16 protein-coding genes are annotated in these 16365 nt (G+C 52.9%); 10 read left to right on the top strand and 6 right to left on the bottom strand.

Features of this window, described 5'->3' with window-relative positions:
• Nucleotide 1 precedes the first annotated feature (1 nt).
• Nucleotides 2-499, top strand: coding sequence for a hypothetical protein (locus AC3CB2_RS17325; RefSeq protein ID WP_352934746.1), 498 nt, complete (start codon nucleotides 2-4; stop codon nucleotides 497-499).
• 41 nt (nucleotides 500-540) lie between these two features.
• Nucleotides 541-1341: an FAD binding domain-containing protein gene (locus tag AC3CB2_RS17320; protein WP_352934744.1), complete on the top strand. Its 801-nt coding sequence runs from the start codon at nucleotides 541-543 to the stop codon at nucleotides 1339-1341.
• 33 nt (nucleotides 1342-1374) lie between these two features.
• Here AC3CB2_RS17320 and AC3CB2_RS17315 read toward each other — a convergent pair whose 3' ends face one another.
• Together AC3CB2_RS17315 and AC3CB2_RS17310 are read right to left on the bottom strand one after the other, a co-directional pair.
• Nucleotides 1375-2100 (bottom strand): hypothetical protein, encoded by a 726-nt coding sequence (locus AC3CB2_RS17315; RefSeq protein ID WP_352934742.1) that lies wholly within the window; start codon nucleotides 2098-2100, stop codon nucleotides 1375-1377.
• 166 nt (nucleotides 2101-2266) lie between these two features.
• A complete protein-coding gene (locus AC3CB2_RS17310; RefSeq protein WP_008552480.1) occupies nucleotides 2267-3028 on the bottom strand; it encodes an SDR family NAD(P)-dependent oxidoreductase in 762 nt (253 codons plus the stop codon).
• A 117-nt stretch (nucleotides 3029-3145) separates the two neighbouring features.
• On the opposite strand from AC3CB2_RS17310, the gene AC3CB2_RS17305 reads away from it, so the two are divergent.
• Nucleotides 3146-3355 carry a (2Fe-2S)-binding protein gene (locus AC3CB2_RS17305; RefSeq protein ID WP_063286750.1) on the top strand — a complete coding sequence of 70 codons (210 nt, stop codon included), beginning with the start codon at nucleotides 3146-3148 and terminating at the stop codon, nucleotides 3353-3355.
• Nucleotides 3356-3409: 54 nt separating this feature from the next.
• Nucleotides 3410-3895 (top strand): bacterioferritin, encoded by a 486-nt coding sequence (gene bfr, locus AC3CB2_RS17300; RefSeq protein ID WP_008552486.1) that lies wholly within the window; start codon nucleotides 3410-3412, stop codon nucleotides 3893-3895.
• A gap of 113 nt (nucleotides 3896-4008) precedes the next feature.
• Here bfr and hrpB read toward each other — a convergent pair whose 3' ends face one another.
• The 4 genes from hrpB to AC3CB2_RS17280 all read right to left on the bottom strand — a co-directional run bounded on the left by hrpB (nucleotide 4009) and on the right by AC3CB2_RS17280 (nucleotide 9232).
• The gene (hrpB, locus tag AC3CB2_RS17295) at nucleotides 4009-6462 is read right to left on the bottom strand and encodes an ATP-dependent helicase HrpB (RefSeq protein ID WP_352934739.1); all 2454 of its coding nucleotides are present in this window, start codon (nucleotides 6460-6462) and stop codon (nucleotides 4009-4011) included.
• Between the two features lie 197 nt (nucleotides 6463-6659).
• Nucleotides 6660-7703 carry a glucokinase gene (glk, locus tag AC3CB2_RS17290; protein ID WP_352934738.1) on the bottom strand — a complete coding sequence of 348 codons (1044 nt, stop codon included), beginning with the start codon at nucleotides 7701-7703 and terminating at the stop codon, nucleotides 6660-6662.
• 14 nt (nucleotides 7704-7717) lie between these two features.
• Nucleotides 7718-8146, bottom strand: a complete 429-nt coding sequence (locus tag AC3CB2_RS17285) for a methylglyoxal synthase (protein WP_352934736.1) — start codon at nucleotides 8144-8146, stop codon at nucleotides 7718-7720.
• Nucleotides 8147-8407: 261 nt separating this feature from the next.
• Nucleotides 8408-9232, bottom strand: a complete 825-nt coding sequence (locus AC3CB2_RS17280; protein ID WP_208609126.1) for a DUF1194 domain-containing protein — start codon at nucleotides 9230-9232, stop codon at nucleotides 8408-8410.
• A gap of 679 nt (nucleotides 9233-9911) precedes the next feature.
• Between AC3CB2_RS17280 and AC3CB2_RS17275 the strand changes: the two genes are divergently transcribed.
• The 6 genes from AC3CB2_RS17275 to cdd all read left to right on the top strand — a co-directional run bounded on the left by AC3CB2_RS17275 (nucleotide 9912) and on the right by cdd (nucleotide 16365).
• On the top strand, nucleotides 9912-10892 hold the full coding sequence (locus AC3CB2_RS17275) for a sugar-binding transcriptional regulator (protein ID WP_008552381.1): 981 nt from the start codon (nucleotides 9912-9914) through the stop codon (nucleotides 10890-10892).
• Nucleotides 10893-10961: 69 nt separating this feature from the next.
• Nucleotides 10962-11960 (top strand): BMP family lipoprotein, encoded by a 999-nt coding sequence (locus AC3CB2_RS17270; RefSeq protein ID WP_008552342.1) that lies wholly within the window; start codon nucleotides 10962-10964, stop codon nucleotides 11958-11960.
• A 306-nt stretch (nucleotides 11961-12266) separates the two neighbouring features.
• Nucleotides 12267-13805 carry an ABC transporter ATP-binding protein gene (locus AC3CB2_RS17265; protein WP_008552295.1) on the top strand — a complete coding sequence of 513 codons (1539 nt, stop codon included), beginning with the start codon at nucleotides 12267-12269 and terminating at the stop codon, nucleotides 13803-13805.
• A gap of 61 nt (nucleotides 13806-13866) precedes the next feature.
• Nucleotides 13867-14970 carry an ABC transporter permease gene (locus AC3CB2_RS17260; RefSeq protein ID WP_352934733.1) on the top strand — a complete coding sequence of 368 codons (1104 nt, stop codon included), beginning with the start codon at nucleotides 13867-13869 and terminating at the stop codon, nucleotides 14968-14970.
• 10 nt (nucleotides 14971-14980) lie between these two features.
• Nucleotides 14981-15949: an ABC transporter permease gene (locus AC3CB2_RS17255; protein ID WP_008552286.1), complete on the top strand. Its 969-nt coding sequence runs from the start codon at nucleotides 14981-14983 to the stop codon at nucleotides 15947-15949.
• Between the two features lie 11 nt (nucleotides 15950-15960).
• Nucleotides 15961-16365, top strand: coding sequence for a cytidine deaminase (gene cdd, locus AC3CB2_RS17250; protein WP_008552457.1), 405 nt, complete (start codon nucleotides 15961-15963; stop codon nucleotides 16363-16365).

Genomic DNA, 16365 nt, shown 5'->3' with positions numbered 1-16365 from the left:
GGTGACACAGGCTGGCGCAAAACCGACATTGGATCACAAGTTCATCGCCATTGAACTCAACCAGCGAGCATGGGCTCTTCTTGAAAAAGAAGGCCGCTCGCCTGAGGAAAATGACGAGATGCTCCATGTCGCTCACGCCAGCCTCTGGCACTGGCTTCAGATTGGGACGAAGGTCAATCACCAACGCGGGCTATGGCTCGTGGGTCGTGTCCATGTTCTGCTCGGAAATGGTGAAGCAGCAATGCGTTACGCCCGGCAGACAATGGACATGACCGAAGCTCATCAGGACGACATGGCGGACTTCGACCATGCCTATGCTTCTGAGCTTCTGGCACGTGCCACTCTGCTTTCAGGTGAAGAAGGCGAAGCAGCAGCACTTTTCCGAAAAGCTGCTCGTCTTGGTCAACTGATCCATGGTGAGCAGAACCGCAAGATTTTCTTCTCAGATCTGGAAGCCATTCCGTATCCGAAAGCTGAATTATCCGATTTAAACTCATAGCAACTCTGCCAAAGACCCCATTAGGGGATGGGAGGCTAAAAATGTACGAGACCAAATATCATCGCGCTTCGACCGTGTCGGATGCAGCGGCAATGCTGAAAAACGCAGATGACGGCAAACTGCTTTCTGGCGGTCAGACCCTGATCCCAACCATGAAGCAACGCCTTGCTGCACCAAGTGATTTGATCGATCTACGCCATATCGATGAAATCGCAGGCATCATGAAACAGGCTGACGGTTCTATCCGCATCGGTGCTGCAACTTGCCATGCAGATGTCGCTGCCAACGAAGATGTCAAAGCCGCTCTTCCGGGACTGGCTGATCTGGCATGCACCATCGGCGATCCTCATGTTCGTCACATGGGCACCATTGGCGGCTCCATCGCCAACAACGATCCGGCTGCGGATTATCCCGCGGCTCTGCTGGCACTCGGTGCAACCATCGAGACCAATAAGCGCGAGTTTTCTGCGGAAGACTTCTTCACCGGCATGTTCGAAACAGCGCTGGATGAAGATGAGATCGTGACAGCGGTTGTCTTCCCAACTGCATCCAACACCGCTTACGCCAAGTTCCCGAACCCAGCGTCCCGTTATGCGATGGCAGGTGTGTTCGTGGCAAAGACAAGTGCTGGTGCACGTGTTGCGGTGACTGGCGCTGGGCAGGACGGCGTGTTCCGCATGCAGGATATGGAAAAAGCGTTGGACAGCAACTGGTCGGCTGATGCCGTTGCGGGCATGGGACCATCTGCTGATGACATGCTTTCAGACATTCACGGCACCGCTGCTTACCGCGCCAATCTGGTGACGGTTATGGCAAAACGTGCTGTTGCTGCATCCAGTTAAGCGTTTTGGGAGGAGGGGCCTTGTCCCTTCTCCTCACTTCTCCGTTGTTACATAGCCAGCGTTTTGAGCGCGCTGGAAGGTGATGGCCGCGTATCCGTGTGCCTCGCCCAGATAGGCTAGCAATGCGGAGAGGAAGGTCGTTAGGCCGATCAGCTCAAAGCTTTCTTCCAGAATATAGAAGATCTTATAGCCAAGCGCGTCATAGCCTTCGCTGCCTGCAAACACGGCTCCCAGCATCTCAAAACCAATTGCACCAGACAGATAGATACTGCCTGAAACCACAAACAGAAGAGCAAACCGCCGTGGCAGTCGGGCGAGAAAACGTAGATAAATCAAACCGAGTGCGCCCACCAGAACCACAGCAGGCAACACCCACGCAAAGTAGAGGGCACCACTCAAATCAAACGCAGTTCGCAGCGGATCAATGGTGACTTCATGGATCGCGATGTTCTCATCGATGGACATGTAGAGAAAACCAAGCGCCAATCCCATCCAGTAAAGCCAGTTCTGAGGCTTGGCAGAATGCCGCTCAATCACGCCAATGAGGGCTGTTAGACCGGCAATGCACAGCATCACCATGGAAGAGAACCAGGCGCCGAGGTTGAGTTCCTCGTCCAGCGAGATGTGACGCAGGTCTTTCAGCGGTGTTTCGATGCCAACCGTGTCGACAAACACTTGCTGCACAATGCCAAGCAGAATGACGAGGAACACCATGCCGTAAAGAACGACAGGCACTCTTTTCAAATTGACCGCAGGCATGTGCTTGATCCCCCAATGCTTCCCGATGCAACCAGCTAACTAAATCAGAGGATCTATAAAAAAGAGCTAAGAAAAATTGCCAGCATCAGAGGCGAGTAAATCCCCTCCACCGGCCACAAAAAAGGGCGCTCAAAGCGCCCCTTTCACGTTTCACATAAGAACGCGTTTATACGTGCTGACCGCCGTTGATATGTATTTCAGCGCCAGTCACGTAGGAAGATGGAGCCGAACACAGGAAGTAGATGGTATCAGCCACCTCAGAAGTGCTGCCCAGACGGCGCATCGGAATGGTCTCGACGATCTTCTCAGTGCCAGGTGACAGGATGGAGGTGTCAATCTCACCTGGAGCAATCGCATTGACGCGTACACCATGCGGACCAAAGTCAGCAGCCATTTCGCGTGTCAGAGAAGCGAGAGCTGCCTTGGAGGTCGCATAAGCGGTACCAGCGAACGGGTGAACCCGGCTACCGGCAATGGAGGTGACGTTCACAACAGAACCTCTGGCCGCCTTCAGTTCATCAAACAAACCACGAGCCAGCATAATTGGTGCAAAGAAGTTTACCTGAAACACATTTCGCCATGTTTGCATTGGCGTGGTCAGAGAATCGAGGCGTTGGCCTTCATCATCCTTCGGGCTGATGCCGGCGTTGTTGACCAAGGCGTGCAACATGGAACCGTTGTCCTGAAGGCGCTCTTTAATCTGGGCAACTGCTTTTTCCAGATTTTCCGCGTCACCCAGGTCGACCTCAATATGGTCTTCCGGTCCGGATGGCCAGGGACACTTGTCAGAAAAGGGTTGTCTGGAACAGCTAATGACCCGATAACCCGCCGAAGAAAACTTTTTTACCGTTGCGTGGCCGATTCCGCGGCTCGCACCTGTCAAAACGATTGTCTTGCGGAGATCCTTCGTCGTTTGGTTGGTGTTCATAGGGGCTTTGCTCGTGATAGGACTGCAGGAAACTGGAGTATTATTCTCTAGTTTTAAGAGATCTACAGATTATATAATGCTTTGCAAGCGAAATTGGGAGCCCGAAAGCAACCAACAATGATCATTTGTCACTGCAACGTCATTAATGACAAACAAATAAAACAAGCTGCACGGGAGCTTTGTGAGAATCCGGAGGGTGGTGTCCCCACTCCGGGAGCGGTATTTCGTCACCTCGGGTACAGGCCAAAATGTGGTGGTTGCTTTAAAAGCATCATCGAAGTTGTATATGCTGAGGCTGAACAAGTTAAAGATGACTCTGGACAGTAACTTGGAATTATTCTAAAAAAGGTCAATACCTCAATTTGTCAAGGAGAGAGTGACATGAAGGGTGAACCTAAAGTACTGGAATATCTCAATAAGGCGCTCCGCCACGAGCTGACTGCAGTTAATCAATACTGGCTGCACTACCGTCTCCTTGAAGACTGGGGCTTCACAAAGCTTGCAAAGAAAGAACGCGAAGAGTCCATCGAAGAGATGGAACATGCTGACAAGCTGATCGAGCGCATCATCTTCCTCGAAGGTCATCCGAATCTGCAGACACTTGATCCGCTGCGCATCGGTCAGGACCTCAAGGAATGCCTTGAATGCGATCTGGCTGGCGAATACTCCGCACGTGCTCTGTACAAGGAAGCACGCGAAGTTTGTCGCGAAGAAGGCGACTACGTCACTATGAAACTCTTTGAAGACCTGATGGCAGACGAAGAAGGTCACATCGACTTCCTCGAAACCCAGCTGGAACTTCTGGAAAAGATCGGCGTCGAGCGCTACGGCCTGCTGCAGGCAACCCCTGCAAACGAAGGCGAATAAGCTTTACACGCATGATTTTGAAAGGCCGGAGAGAGACGCGCTCTCCGGCCTTTTTTTATGGCGTATTCCCGAAAAGTGGGAACCGGTTTTTGGAGAAGAATACGCGACTTACTCTACTTGCGCGGCTTTGCCCGACGCGTCGCTTCTGCATCCAGTGGATTATCCGGCCATGGATGCTTCGGATACTGCCCCTTCATATCAGCCTTTACATCTGCCCATGATCCTTGCCAGAACCCCGGTAGATCCTTGGTGATCTGAATTGGCCGCTGGGCAGGGGAGAGCAGTTGCAACACCAGCTGGATCTTTCCGCCGCAAATGCTTGGATGCTGAGCAAGCCCGAACAACTCCTGCACCCGAACGGAAAGCATCGGCCCCTGTTCGCCATCATAATCAATTGGAATACGCGATCCTGTCGGTACCACAAAGTGTGAGGGTGCCAGATTATCCAGCTCAGTGCTCAACTCCCACGGCACAATAGTGGACAACGCATCACCCAGTGTGCCTGCATCCACTTGCGAGAGAGCAGTTTTACCCGCCAAAAACGGACGCAACCAGCTAAAGTCAGCATCCAGAGCCTTATCGCTCAGATCCGGCCACTCTTTTCCGACGGTTTCACGCAGATAGTTCACTCGCCCGCGATAGCGCTGCTGATCCTTGCTCCATGGCAGACGAGCCGAGCCCTTCCGTGCAATCTGCTCCAGTAGCGCATCGGTGATGGCTTCCGGGTCCGGATCAGAAATCTTCTTCTCGTCCAGCACCAACTTGCCGAGCACACGCTGTCGAACGGCCTTGATGACGCTATCAGGCATAAACTGAACATGCTCTTTTTCGCGAATGTGCGAGGCAAAGCGGGCTTCCAGTTCTTTAAAGGAAAGCGGAGCAGCCAGCAGAATGCGCGCACGAGCAGCTGTGCCGGTAACTTCCGCAATGCTAAGAAACTTCTCTGCATAGAGCGCTTCGCTCTCTTCCAGTTGCGCACCCCGGCCATTGGCAAGACGGAAGCTGCCCCGTGCTCCACGCTGCTGTGCAATGCGGTCCGGATAAGCAAGGCTGAGAATATCGCCTGCATCCTCAAAGTTGGCGCGCTGAGAAGACTGCCCACCAACCAGTTTCACCCAGCGCTTCGCCTGCGCACGAGCTTCCTTACCTCGTTGGCTCTGGTCCTGCATCAACCGGCGCAATCGGTCACGAAGGTCCGTTGATCGACCACCCAATCCATGCTCACCGATGATCACAGCAATCAGAGACGCCAGTTCAGCCTGATCTTCCTGTGCGGCTTGAACCAGCATATGCCCGAGGCGGGGATGCAATGGCAAACCAGCAAGATCACGCCCTGCTTTCGTCAGGCTACCGTCCGCGTCCAGTGCATCCAGTTCTTCCAGCAGTTCCTTGGCTTCAGACCATGCAGCTGCAGGAGGCGGAGTCATGAACCTCAACTGTGCAGGATCAGCAACACCCCAGTTAGCCACATCCAGCACCAAGCCAGAAAGATCACTCTCCAAAATCTCAGGCTTTTCAGCAGCAGGCAGCGCTTTGGTCTGCGCTTCTTCCCAAAGCCGATAGCAGATGCCCGGTTCCACGCGGCCTGCACGGCCTTTGCGTTGCTCAGCAGTCGCGCGGGAGACCTTCACGGTTTCAAGACGGGTCAGCCCCGTTTGTGGGTCATAGCGTGGGACGCGGGAAAGGCCAGAGTCGATAACAATGCGCACGCCTTCAATGGTCAAAGAGGTCTGGGCAATCGCCGTGGTCAGTACCACTTTCCGGCGTCCAGTCTTGGCTGGGCGAACAGCCAGATCCTGCGCTTTACTATCCAGTGCACCGTAAAGCGGAGCTATGTCCACATCCGCGCCAACACGTCCTTCCAGCAAGGACTGCGTGCGCTTGATCTCGCCTTGTCCCGGCAAGAACACAAGGACAGAACCGGTCTCTTCGGCAAGAGCTGACCGAACGGCCCGCGCAATCTGATCTTCCAGCCGGCCACGTGGATCGCGGCCAATATAGTGAGTCTCAACCGGATACTGACGGCCTTCACTCTTCAGGATCGGCGCATCATCCAGCAGCTTGGAAACCTCTGCGGCATCCAGTGTTGCAGACATAGGGACGATCCTCAGATCATCCCGCAAAGCTTCCTGAACATCCAGCGCAAGCGCAAGGCCCAGATCACCATCCATGGAGCGCTCGTGGTACTCATCGAATAGCACAGCAGCCACGCCGGAAAGCTCCGGATCATCAAGGATCATGCGGGTGAAGACACCTTCGGTCACCACCTCAATACGGGTCTTCGCGGAAACCTTGCTGTCCATGCGCACGCGATACCCAACAGTCTCGCCAACGCTCTCACCGAGCGTATGGGCCATGCGTCGTGCAGCAGCACGGGCGGCAAGGCGGCGTGGTTCCAGCACAATGATCTTGCCATCTTCCCGCCAGGGTGCATCCAGCAGAGCTAGAGGTACGCGCGTTGTTTTACCCGCACCTGGCTCAGCAACCAGCACTGCATTGGTGTTTTGCTCAAGAGCTGTGAGCAGATCCGGCAGGATTGCTTCGATTGGCAAAGAGGAAGACGTCATGGGCTCCGCAAAATGTAGGCGTCAAAAAAGCTGAAGCAGCTCCACGGCGTATCGCCGAAAAGTGGATGCCGGTTTTCGGATAAAGATACGCAAAATAAAGACTAAAGCAGTTCACATGTGTCAACTAAATTGCGAACTGCTTTAGTCTTTAATCTATGCAAAGCTGCTTCCAGTCAAATTGGAAATTGGGCCCGGGTCTACTCCACGGTCTTGGTGTCCTTGCGGTGCCAGCTGCGGCCTGTCAGGTCCACCAGATACTCATCAGGCGCACGCGTGTAAGCCGCAAGCCCTTCAAGGGCAGGACTCTTATGCGTGATGATGTAAGTCGGAATGGACTTCATGATGCCTTCATGCGGTGCCTTGGCTTCAAAAGCAGCCCGGAATTCACCACGGTGCAGCCAATGCGAGATCTTCGGCGGAATACCTCCGGCCAGATACACACCACCACGCGCCAGATTGGTGATGGCAAAGTCACCTGCCACGCGGCCAAGGGCAGCACAGAACAGCCGCAGCACCTTCTGTGCAACCTCATCCCCGTCATCTGCTGCCAGAGGCACATCAGATGGCTTCTCATAGGTGCGGTGTACACCGTCAGCCTGCAGAACGGCTTTGGCAAGGCGAACCAATCCAGCGCCACAAACAACCTGCTCAGCGCCAACACGGCCACCAATGCGTTCGATAAATGGCCAGATGCGATACTCTTCCTCGCTCAGCGGGCCCAGTTCCACATGGCCGCCTTCGCCCGGAACCGGAATCCACTTGCCGCAAGACCGGATCATCGCACCAGCGCCGAGACCGGTGCCCGGCCCAACGACAAACTTGGTCGCATTCTGGACAGCTTCACCGCTGCCCACCTGATCAACATCCATTGGTGAGAGGGAAGGCAAGGCAAGCGCCTGTGCTTCAAAGTCGTTGAGAATAACAACCTGCTCCAGCCCAAGCTCCTTTATGAGGGCAGGGGGTTCAATTATCCAGCTGGCGTTGGTCAACGCAATCCGGTCGCTGGATACAGGAGCCGCAACAGCCAGAACGGCAGAGCGTGGAGCAGCATAGCCTTGGTCCAGAACACCAGCACGAATGGCATCCTGAATGGTCGCATGCGCTTTCGTCCCTTCCTGACCGCAAAGTTTGGTCGGCTCATTAGGGCCTTCGATCAGCGCAAAGCGGGCATTCGTGCCGCCGATGTCAGCGACAAGGACCGGATAGGGCAGGTTTCTTGTAAGCGGAGCAGAGTGCAGCATTTATAAGTGTGACTTTATTCTTGGCTGGAAATTTCTGGTGTCTGGGAAGAGGTAGAGAGCCCCGCAAGACGTGCAGAGCGTAAAATGATGTCTGCAGTGCTGCGGTTCAGAGCCATCGGAATATCATAGACAAGCGCCAGACGCATCAGTGCCTTCACGTCCACATCATGCGGCATAGGGGAGAGCGGGTCGACGAAGAAGAACAGACCATCCAGCGCACGCTCGGCAATCATCGCACCAATCTGCTGGTCTCCACCAAGCGGACCACTTTTCATGCGTTCTACATCCAGAGAAGGGCATGCATCCTGAATACGGCCACCCGTTGTACCCGTCGCAAAAAGCTTATAGTCCGCCAGTTTGCTTTCATGCTGTTTGGCAAACGCGACCATTTCATCTTTTTTGGCATCGTGGGCGATAAGGGCGAGAGTTCTACGCTCAGTCATTTTGGCTCCGTCAACACGTCGCTGGAGCGCATCCCGTAGGTGGATCCGTTAATTCGGACTGGGACACGCACAAACAAAAGCTCAGAGCTTGCCTGAAAATGTACGCGGCATGCTCTAAGCCTCTTGGGATTACTTATCCTTTAGCGCGTCTTGACAGGGTTTGAAAGAGACAACTTGCGCCGTTTGTGCCTGTTATTTGAGCGGCGACAAACGGCAGCAGGTCATGCACAGGTTTCCGAAACCTTTCGGAGCCTGAGTGCATTAGTCAAACAGCGAGCACATCACCGTATCTCTGCGGGACTTGGCGCGGATGAACTTGGGTTGGTCATCGACAAGACCAGCAATCTCCAACACAAGCTTCATGCGGATTGCATCACTGAAGCCTTCCTTGGAGCGCACGGGAATCGAAAATGCGCCCGGACCGCCAATGACACAGTCCTCATAATAATGGTCCAGATGCAGCATGGATTGCCAGGAGATGCTCTCTTCCTTCAGCATCAGTGGCAAGCCATTGACCGTAACACCTTGCGCGATCGCAGCATCGCGCGCTTCAGTCACTGCACTACCCTGATTGTTCGGACCATCGCCGGAAATGTCGATGACACGACGCATGCCGTTATACTCATTGGCCGTAACCAGGTTGACCGCTTGCGTCAGAGCCGAGGAAATGGAGGTACGCTGTACACGGCGCAAAGGAGCCTCCGCGATTTTGCCAGCAAACTTGCCAGCCGATGCCTTGTCTGAAATGACGGTCCAGTCCGCAACAACAAAGTGCTCGTCCTTCCCGCCCCACTCCATATAGGCAACAGCAATGCGACCGATGGGGCCGTATTTGATCGCATCAAGCACCTCGTCAGATGTCAGTGCCGCAACATACCCTTCTCTCTGAACGCGCTGTTCCTCCGGGTCCATACTCTGCGAAATGTCCACGGCCAGAACCAGTTCAAGGTCCACTTCCTTGGACATGTCGAAATTCAAAGATGCATGAGTGTTAGAATTAGCCAGGATGGGGGTTGAGAACAAGAAACCACCAAGTGCGAATGCGCCCGCAATCGCTTTGAGGGTCTTTGTGCACATGGGCCGCATTTTCAGCCTCCTTTTTTACAAGGTTCAGGGTGTCCCGGTCACGACCTCCCCACCTCAATTTTTTTATTTTGCTGTAATCGGCACTGAGCTAACGAAAACAGGTTACATCCATAGTATTCCTTAGGTCATCCATGAATGTGGAAGACCATTCACTAGCATTGATATATATAGGGTTGTATTAAGCTGGCTCTGTCGAAAATAACTGTTTGATTTGCCAGTAAACGCAATCTGAAGATTTTGCGGCGACAAATGATCGCCGAGTTAGTGCGTTGAAAATATTTTGTTTATTTCACTAATATTCAGAGTTGATCAAATGTTACATAAAGTTGATTAATTTCTTCATGATCGCTTTGCGATTTGGTCTCTCAGAGTGAGTCGACACCTAAGTAATTTCCGCAAGTACTTGAATCGAAACTATTTGATTTTATTAGTATGGCAAAAACAGTGGTTTAGTTAGCTAGCAGTAAGATTCTGCAAATCGCGACCTTTATTTCCTTGACCTTCCGTTTCACCTAATGCAAATGTGTGTTTGAAATATTTCTCACCTCGTGAAGAAATATTCTTTTCTGATTTGGGGGAGTGCTCAGAAGCTCTGAAACTGGGCATTTCAGACGGAAATTTGGGAATGGATTCTGGAGGAAACTCCAGAAAACCATATAGGAATATAAGAGGCTAGACCATGAAGGCAGACGAATGGACCACATCTTTGGCCATTAGAGCCGCTTGGATGTCTTTCATTGGCCGAAGCACTCAGGGGGAGATTGCTGGCCGCCTTGGGGTTTCTCCTGCAAAGGTTCATCGCCTAATAGCACATGCTCAAAAAGAAGGCTTGATAAAATTTCATATCGAAGCCCGGCCTTCTGAATGCGTTGAATTAGAACAATTTCTCTGTAAGCGAATGAATCTGGAAAATTGCTTTATTGCTCCAGATCTTGGCAGCGGCGACGAAGCCGACTCTTTCACGGCAGTTTCATCTTTTGCTGGCCAATATCTTCATTCACTTTTTACAACAAACCCGCCTAAGCGCATCGGCGTAGGTATGGGCCGGACGCTCCAGTCCACCATCGAGGCTATGCCTCGTGTCCACCTTCCTGAGCTTGAGCTGCTGTCTGTATCCGGCTCGCTCACCCGCCGCCTCTCTGCCAACCCGTATGATGTTGTGCAGCAGCTTTGCGCAAAAACCGGTGGTGAAGGTTTCTACCTTCCTGTTCCGTATATCGCTGAAACTAAAGCAGAAAGAGACACTTTCGTTTCTCAGGGCGCAGTGCAGGAACTGCTCTCCAAAGCGAAGGCTGCTGAGCTGTTCATCATCGGCATCGGGTCTGTAGAGAAGGAAGGTCACCTGGTACAGCGCAAGCTGATTACCTCAGAAGAACGCGAAGAACTGCTGGACAGCGGCGCGTGTTCTGACGTGATGGGCCGCTTTGTCGATATTAACGGCAATGAAGTGTCCTGTTCTCTAAACGAAAAAGCAGTCGGATTGCACTTTGATGAAGTCCGTAAGGCGCATGTCGTCGCAATCGTTGGCGGTTACCGCAAAGCGAAAGCAACACTGGCGGCACTTGCGACCGGTATCATCAAAGATCTGATCATCGACGAGGTATTGGCCAGAGAACTCGCTGGCCTGCTGAAAGAGAACGAGCTCGAAACAACAGCATAAGTTGGAAGCCCGTTCTTTTAAGGAAGAGCCCTTTCCGCTCTAAGGAAAGACTATAATAAGGAAGAAACCGTGAAAACCACAACAATCCTCGGTGCAGTTGCCCTGGCAGCCGTCATGACGACAGGAGCAATGGCAGAAACTTTCAAGCCCGCAGTCGTTTACGACTTCGGCGGTCGTAATGACCGGTCTTTCAATGAAGCTGCTTACAAAGGCGCGTTGCAGTTTGAAGAACGCACAGGCGTAAAGTTCCGCGATTTTGAGATCCAGAATCCATCTCAGCGCGAACAGGCTCTGCGTAACTTCGCTCGTCGCGGCCTAGACCCAATCATCACGATTGGTTTTGCTCAGGCAGCAGCGCTGGAGAAAGTTGCGAAAGAGTTTCCTGACACGCACTTCGCTATCGTTGACGCAGTTGTAGACCTGCCAAACGTACGTTCCATCGTCTTCAAGGAAGGCGAAGGCTCGTTCCTCGTTGGTCTGCTGGCAGCAATGGCAACTGAATCCAACACCATTGGTTTTGTTGGTGGTATGGACATTCCGCTGATCCGCAAGTTTGCATGTGGCTACAAGCAGGGCGCGAAGTACGCAAAGCCTGACATTGAAGTCATTGAAAACATGACTGGAACCACCGGCGCAGCATGGACAGACCCACTCAAGGGTGGTGAGCTTGCACGCTCTCAGTTCGCACGCGGTGCAGACGTTGTGTTCCACGCAGCTGGCCTCACCGGCACTGGTGTTCTTCAGGCAGCAGCTGACGAAGGCAAACTTGGTATCGGCGTAGACTCCAACCAGAACCACCTGCACCCAGGTTCCGTTCTGACATCCATGATCAAGGGCGTAGATGTAGCTGTCGATAAGACACTCACCGACGCACAGGAAGGTAAGTGGACTTCTGGTGTTGAAGTACTCGGCCTCGCTGAGAATGGTGTTTCCTGGTCTTACGATGAGTACAACAAGCCGCTTATCAGTGAAGATATGAAGTCTGCAGTTGAGCAGGCAAAGATGGATATTATTTCTGGCAAAGTAGAAGTTCACGATTACATGGTGGATTCTACCTGCCCGTTCTAATTTAATAGAAGTGCCCGCACTACCTGGTGTGGGCATTTTCGCTTACGGTTGTTCTTCGGGACGACCACTTCTTCGGGGCTTTTACGTTCTGAAGGAAATTATGAGGGACTTGCGCCCCTGTAGCCCACGTAGAGATTTCAGCCTTTGGGAGCGAAGGTTGAGGGGGAAACGAGGAAACTGCATTGGGATCTGTTCGCTGCTTCTCCTGGGGGTGGGGCAAAGCTTTTGAAACGGTGTACTTCGAAAGCAGGGAATAAGATCGATGCGCAAGTTATTGATTTGATAGACCAGAAAGGCCGGGCAACAGTGGCTGAAAGCAATGTACCTGCCATCGAGTTAATTGGCGTAAGTAAGAGTTTTGGGCCTGTTCAAGCGAACAAGGACATTGACCTTGTCGTTGGAAAAGGTTCCATTCACGGGATCATTGGTGAGAACGGAGCGGGTAAGTCCACCTTGATGTCGATCCTCTACGGCTTTTATCACGCCGATAGCGGAACAATTAAAGTCGATGGTAAGGCAACCACTATTCCTGATTCGAAGAGCGCGATTGCGCAGGGCATCGGTATGGTGCACCAGCATTTCATGCTCGTCGATCCATTCACAGTTCTAGAAAACGTTATTCTTGGCGCTGAGGGCGGCGCACTGTTGAAAGACGGTGTCGCAAACGCACGTCGCGAACTTAAGCGTTTGGCAGACGAATATGACATGACAATTGACCCAGACGCAGTCGTGGGTGAATTGCCAGTTGGTTTGCAGCAACGTGTAGAGATCCTGAAGGCTCTTTACCGTGGTGCAGACATTCTCATCCTTGATGAGCCAACAGGTGTGCTCACACCTGCTGAAGCTGATCACCTCTTCCGCATCCTTCGCGTGCTGCGCGATCAGGGCAAAACAGTTCTGCTGATCACCCACAAACTGCGCGAAATCATGGATGTGACCGATACGGTTTCCGTGATGCGTCGTGGTGAAATGGTTGCATCACGCAAAACTGCTGAAACTTCCATGGAAGAACTGGCCGAACTCATGGTTGGCCGCAGTGTTCTCCTCGAAGTTGATAAGCCTGAAGTGGAAGTTGGCAAACCTCTCCTAAAAGTGGAAGGCCTCAACGTACGCGATGAGCGCGGTGTTCTGCGTGTGAAGGACGTATCCTTCGAAGTTCGCGCAGGTGAAGTTCTTGGTATCGCAGGCGTTTCCGGTAACGGTCAGTCAGAGCTTCTTGCAGCTCTCTCCGGCATTACCCGCGCTGAAAGCGGTAAGATGGAACTGGTTGGCGAAAAACTGGACCTCTCCGAAGCACACGATGCAGCAGAGATGCGCCAGCGCGGCATGAGCCACGTGCCGGAAGATCGCCACCGCATGGGCCTGATCAACGCGTTCGCTGAGTACGAAAACTCCATTCTCGGCTACCACCGCGAACCAAAGTACTCAAAAGGTCTGTTCCTCGATAAGGGCGCGATCCGCAAGGAAGCAAACGAACGCATCGAGAAGTACGACATCCGTCCTCCGACCACTGAAATGGCAGCCGCGAAATTCTCAGGCGGTAACCAGCAGAAAATTGTTCTGGCACGCGAAATCGAATGCGACCCGGACGTTCTGCTGATTGGTCAGCCAACCCGTGGTGTTGATATCGGTGCGATTGAGTACATCCATAACCGGATCATGGACATGCGTGCCCAAGGCAAAGCAGTCCTTCTCGTATCCGTAGAACTAGACGAAATTCGCTCTCTCTCAGACCGCATCATTGTCATGTTTGATGGCAACGTGGTCGGTGAGCGTGGGGCCGAAGCAACAGAGCAGGATCTTGGTCTCCTCATGGCTGGTGTCAATCAAGAGGCAGCAGAATGATCATGAACAACCTGTTTCACAATAATATTTGCTTTGACCTGACATTTGGGGGAACACAGAAATGAGTAAGGGGCAACTTCCTCGTTGGGTTGATTATGGTCTGCTACCGGCCCTCAACCTGATCGCGGCATTCATCGTTTCTGGCTTGGTGGTTGTAGTAATTGGCGAAGACCCGTTCGAAGCTGTTAAATGGCTTGTATGGGGCGCTCTGGGTTACGGTGAAGGCATCGGCTACACCCTGTACTACGCAACAAACTTTATCTTTACCGGTCTGGCTGTGGCAGTCGCTTTCCATGCTGGTCTGTTTAACATTGGTGGTGAAGGTCAGGCCTACGTAGGTGGTCTGGGTATCGCTCTGGTCTGTCTTGCTATGGACCGCTTCGTTCCATGGTGGATCACATTCCCGTTTGCGATTGCAGGCGGCGCGCTCTTCGGTGCAGCCTGGGCATTCATCCCAGCGTATCTGCAGGCAAAGCGCGGATCCCACATTGTTATTACGACAATCATGTTCAACTTCATCGCATCCGCGCTGATGGTGTACCTGCTGTCTAACGTCCTGATCCCTCAGGGCACCATGTCTCCTTCCTCCCGTAACTTCGAGGCAGGCGGTCAGCTTCCGCTGCTCAGAAACGTCTTCACAAGCTTCGACTTCGGTCAGTCTCCTGTGAATCTGGCGTTCTTCCTGGCTCTCGCAGTTTGTGTGGTTGTCTGGCTTCTCATCTGGCACACCAAGCTCGGCTACGAAATCCGCAGCTTTGGTAAGAACCCTGATGCAGCGTCTTACGCTGGTATCTCTCCGGTTCGCATCACCGTTGTAACCATGCTGATTTCCGGCGCACTAGCTGGTCTGATGGGCATTAACGTTGTGATGGGTGAGCAGACACGCCTGCTTCTCGACTTCGCTGGTGGTGCTGGCTTCGTTGGTATCGCGGTTGCGCTGATGGGACGAGGACATCCGATCGGGATTATCCTTGCGTCCATGCTCTTCGGTCTGCTCTATCAGGGCGGCGCAGAACTGGCGTTCGAAATCCCAACAATCTCACGCGACATGATCGTGGTCATTCAGGCCCTGGTTATTCTCTTCGCTGGTGCACTTGAGCATATGTTCCGCCCAGCAGTCGTAGCGTTCTTCGATCGCTTCTCTTCACACTCAGCAGAAGCTTAAGGAGACGGACATGTTAGACACAATCATTCTTGTTCTCGACAGTACATTCCGCCTGTCAACTCCTCTTCTGTTTGCGTGCCTTGCTGGCCTGTTCTCAGAGCGTTCCGGTATCGTCGACATTGGTCTGGAAGGTAAGATCCTCGGCGCTGCATTCGCAGCAGCTGCAGCGGCCTACGTTTTCCAGAGCCCATGGATCGGCCTTCTTGCGGGCATCATCGTTTCCGTTCTTCTGGCTCTGGTGCATGGTTATGCATCCATCAGCCAGCGCGGTAACCAGGTGGTGTCTGGCGTGGCGATCAACTTCCTTGCAGCTGGTCTGACCGTATTGCTTGGTCAGGCATGGTTCTCTCAAGGTGGTCGGACTCCGGCGCTGTCTCCAGCAACACGCTTTGAAAGCATTACATTGCCATTCGCCGATACTCTGGCGAACGTCCCTGTGCTCGGCCCGATCTATGCAGATCTGATCTCCGGTCACAACATCCTGGTTTATGCATCCTTCGCTGCCGTACCGTTGACCTGGTGGATCGTGTTCAGAACACGCTTCGGCCTGCGTCTTCGCGCAGTAGGCGAGAACCCTTCCGCTGCTGATACTGCGGGTCTATCAGTAACACTGCTACGTTACCGTGCGACAATCATCTGTGGTATTCTCTGCGGGTTCTCCGGTGCTTACCTGTCTGTTGCGCAGGGCGCTGGTTTTATTAAGGACATGAGTGCGGGTAAGGGCTTTATTGCTCTGGCAGCTCTTATCTTCGCTAAGTGGAAGCCAGTGAACGCCATGTTCACCTGTCTCCTCTTCGGCTTCCTTGATGCATTGGCAATCCGTCTTCAGGGCCAGGAAATTCCTGGAATTGGTGAAGTGCCTGTTCAGGTCTTCCAGGCTCTGCCGTACGTGCTGACTGTGGTTCTTCTTGCCGGCTTCATCGGTCGCGCAATCCCACCGAAGGCATCTGGTATCCCTTACGTTAAAGAGCGTACATAAGGACAATAATAATGAGCGCATTTGACAAGCTTTTCGAAGAAGCAAAGGCGGCGCGAGAAACCGCCTATGCGCCATACTCCAACTTCAAGGTGGGCGCTGCGTTGCTCACCTCTGATGGCAAAGTGGTCTCCGGGTGTAACGTCGAAAACGGCGCCTACCCGGAAGGCACCTGTGCTGAAGGTGGAGCAATCGCGGCAATGATCCGCGGTGGCTCTTCCAAGATTGATGAAGTTGTAGTTCTGGCAGACGCCGCGCTGTGCACACCATGTGGTGGTTGTCGTCAAAAACTTTCGGAATTTGCGAGCAACAAGCAGATCAAGATCCATGTAGCCAACCTCGAAGGTCTGCGTAAAACCTTCACCATGGAAGAACTGCTGCCTGCTGGCTTTGAATTGAATGAACAGATTGAGGATTGA

Source organism: Pseudovibrio sp. SCP20, from assembly GCF_057774105.1.
Note: the sequence above shows the minus strand (reverse complement) of the source record. Positions and strands in the feature narration are given on the sequence as shown.

Coding starts and splice junctions, on each gene's coding strand:
- AC3CB2_RS17320 (WP_352934744.1), top strand. CDS start 541: ATGTACGAGACCAAATATCATCGCGCTTCGACCGTGTCGGATGCAGCG.
- AC3CB2_RS17315 (WP_352934742.1), bottom strand. CDS start 2,100: ATGCCTGCGGTCAATTTGAAAAGAGTGCCTGTCGTTCTTTACGGCATG.
- AC3CB2_RS17310 (WP_008552480.1), bottom strand. CDS start 3,028: ATGAACACCAACCAAACGACGAAGGATCTCCGCAAGACAATCGTTTTG.
- AC3CB2_RS17305 (WP_063286750.1), top strand. CDS start 3,146: ATGATCATTTGTCACTGCAACGTCATTAATGACAAACAAATAAAACAA.
- bfr (WP_008552486.1), top strand. CDS start 3,410: ATGAAGGGTGAACCTAAAGTACTGGAATATCTCAATAAGGCGCTCCGC.
- hrpB (WP_352934739.1), bottom strand. CDS start 6,462: ATGACGTCTTCCTCTTTGCCAATCGAAGCAATCCTGCCGGATCTGCTC.
- glk (WP_352934738.1), bottom strand. CDS start 7,703: ATGCTGCACTCTGCTCCGCTTACAAGAAACCTGCCCTATCCGGTCCTT.
- AC3CB2_RS17285 (WP_352934736.1), bottom strand. CDS start 8,146: ATGACTGAGCGTAGAACTCTCGCCCTTATCGCCCACGATGCCAAAAAA.
- AC3CB2_RS17280 (WP_208609126.1), bottom strand. CDS start 9,232: ATGCGGCCCATGTGCACAAAGACCCTCAAAGCGATTGCGGGCGCATTC.
- AC3CB2_RS17275 (WP_008552381.1), top strand. CDS start 9,912: ATGAAGGCAGACGAATGGACCACATCTTTGGCCATTAGAGCCGCTTGG.
- AC3CB2_RS17260 (WP_352934733.1), top strand. CDS start 13,867: ATGAGTAAGGGGCAACTTCCTCGTTGGGTTGATTATGGTCTGCTACCG.
- AC3CB2_RS17255 (WP_008552286.1), top strand. CDS start 14,981: ATGTTAGACACAATCATTCTTGTTCTCGACAGTACATTCCGCCTGTCA.
- cdd (WP_008552457.1), top strand. CDS start 15,961: ATGAGCGCATTTGACAAGCTTTTCGAAGAAGCAAAGGCGGCGCGAGAA.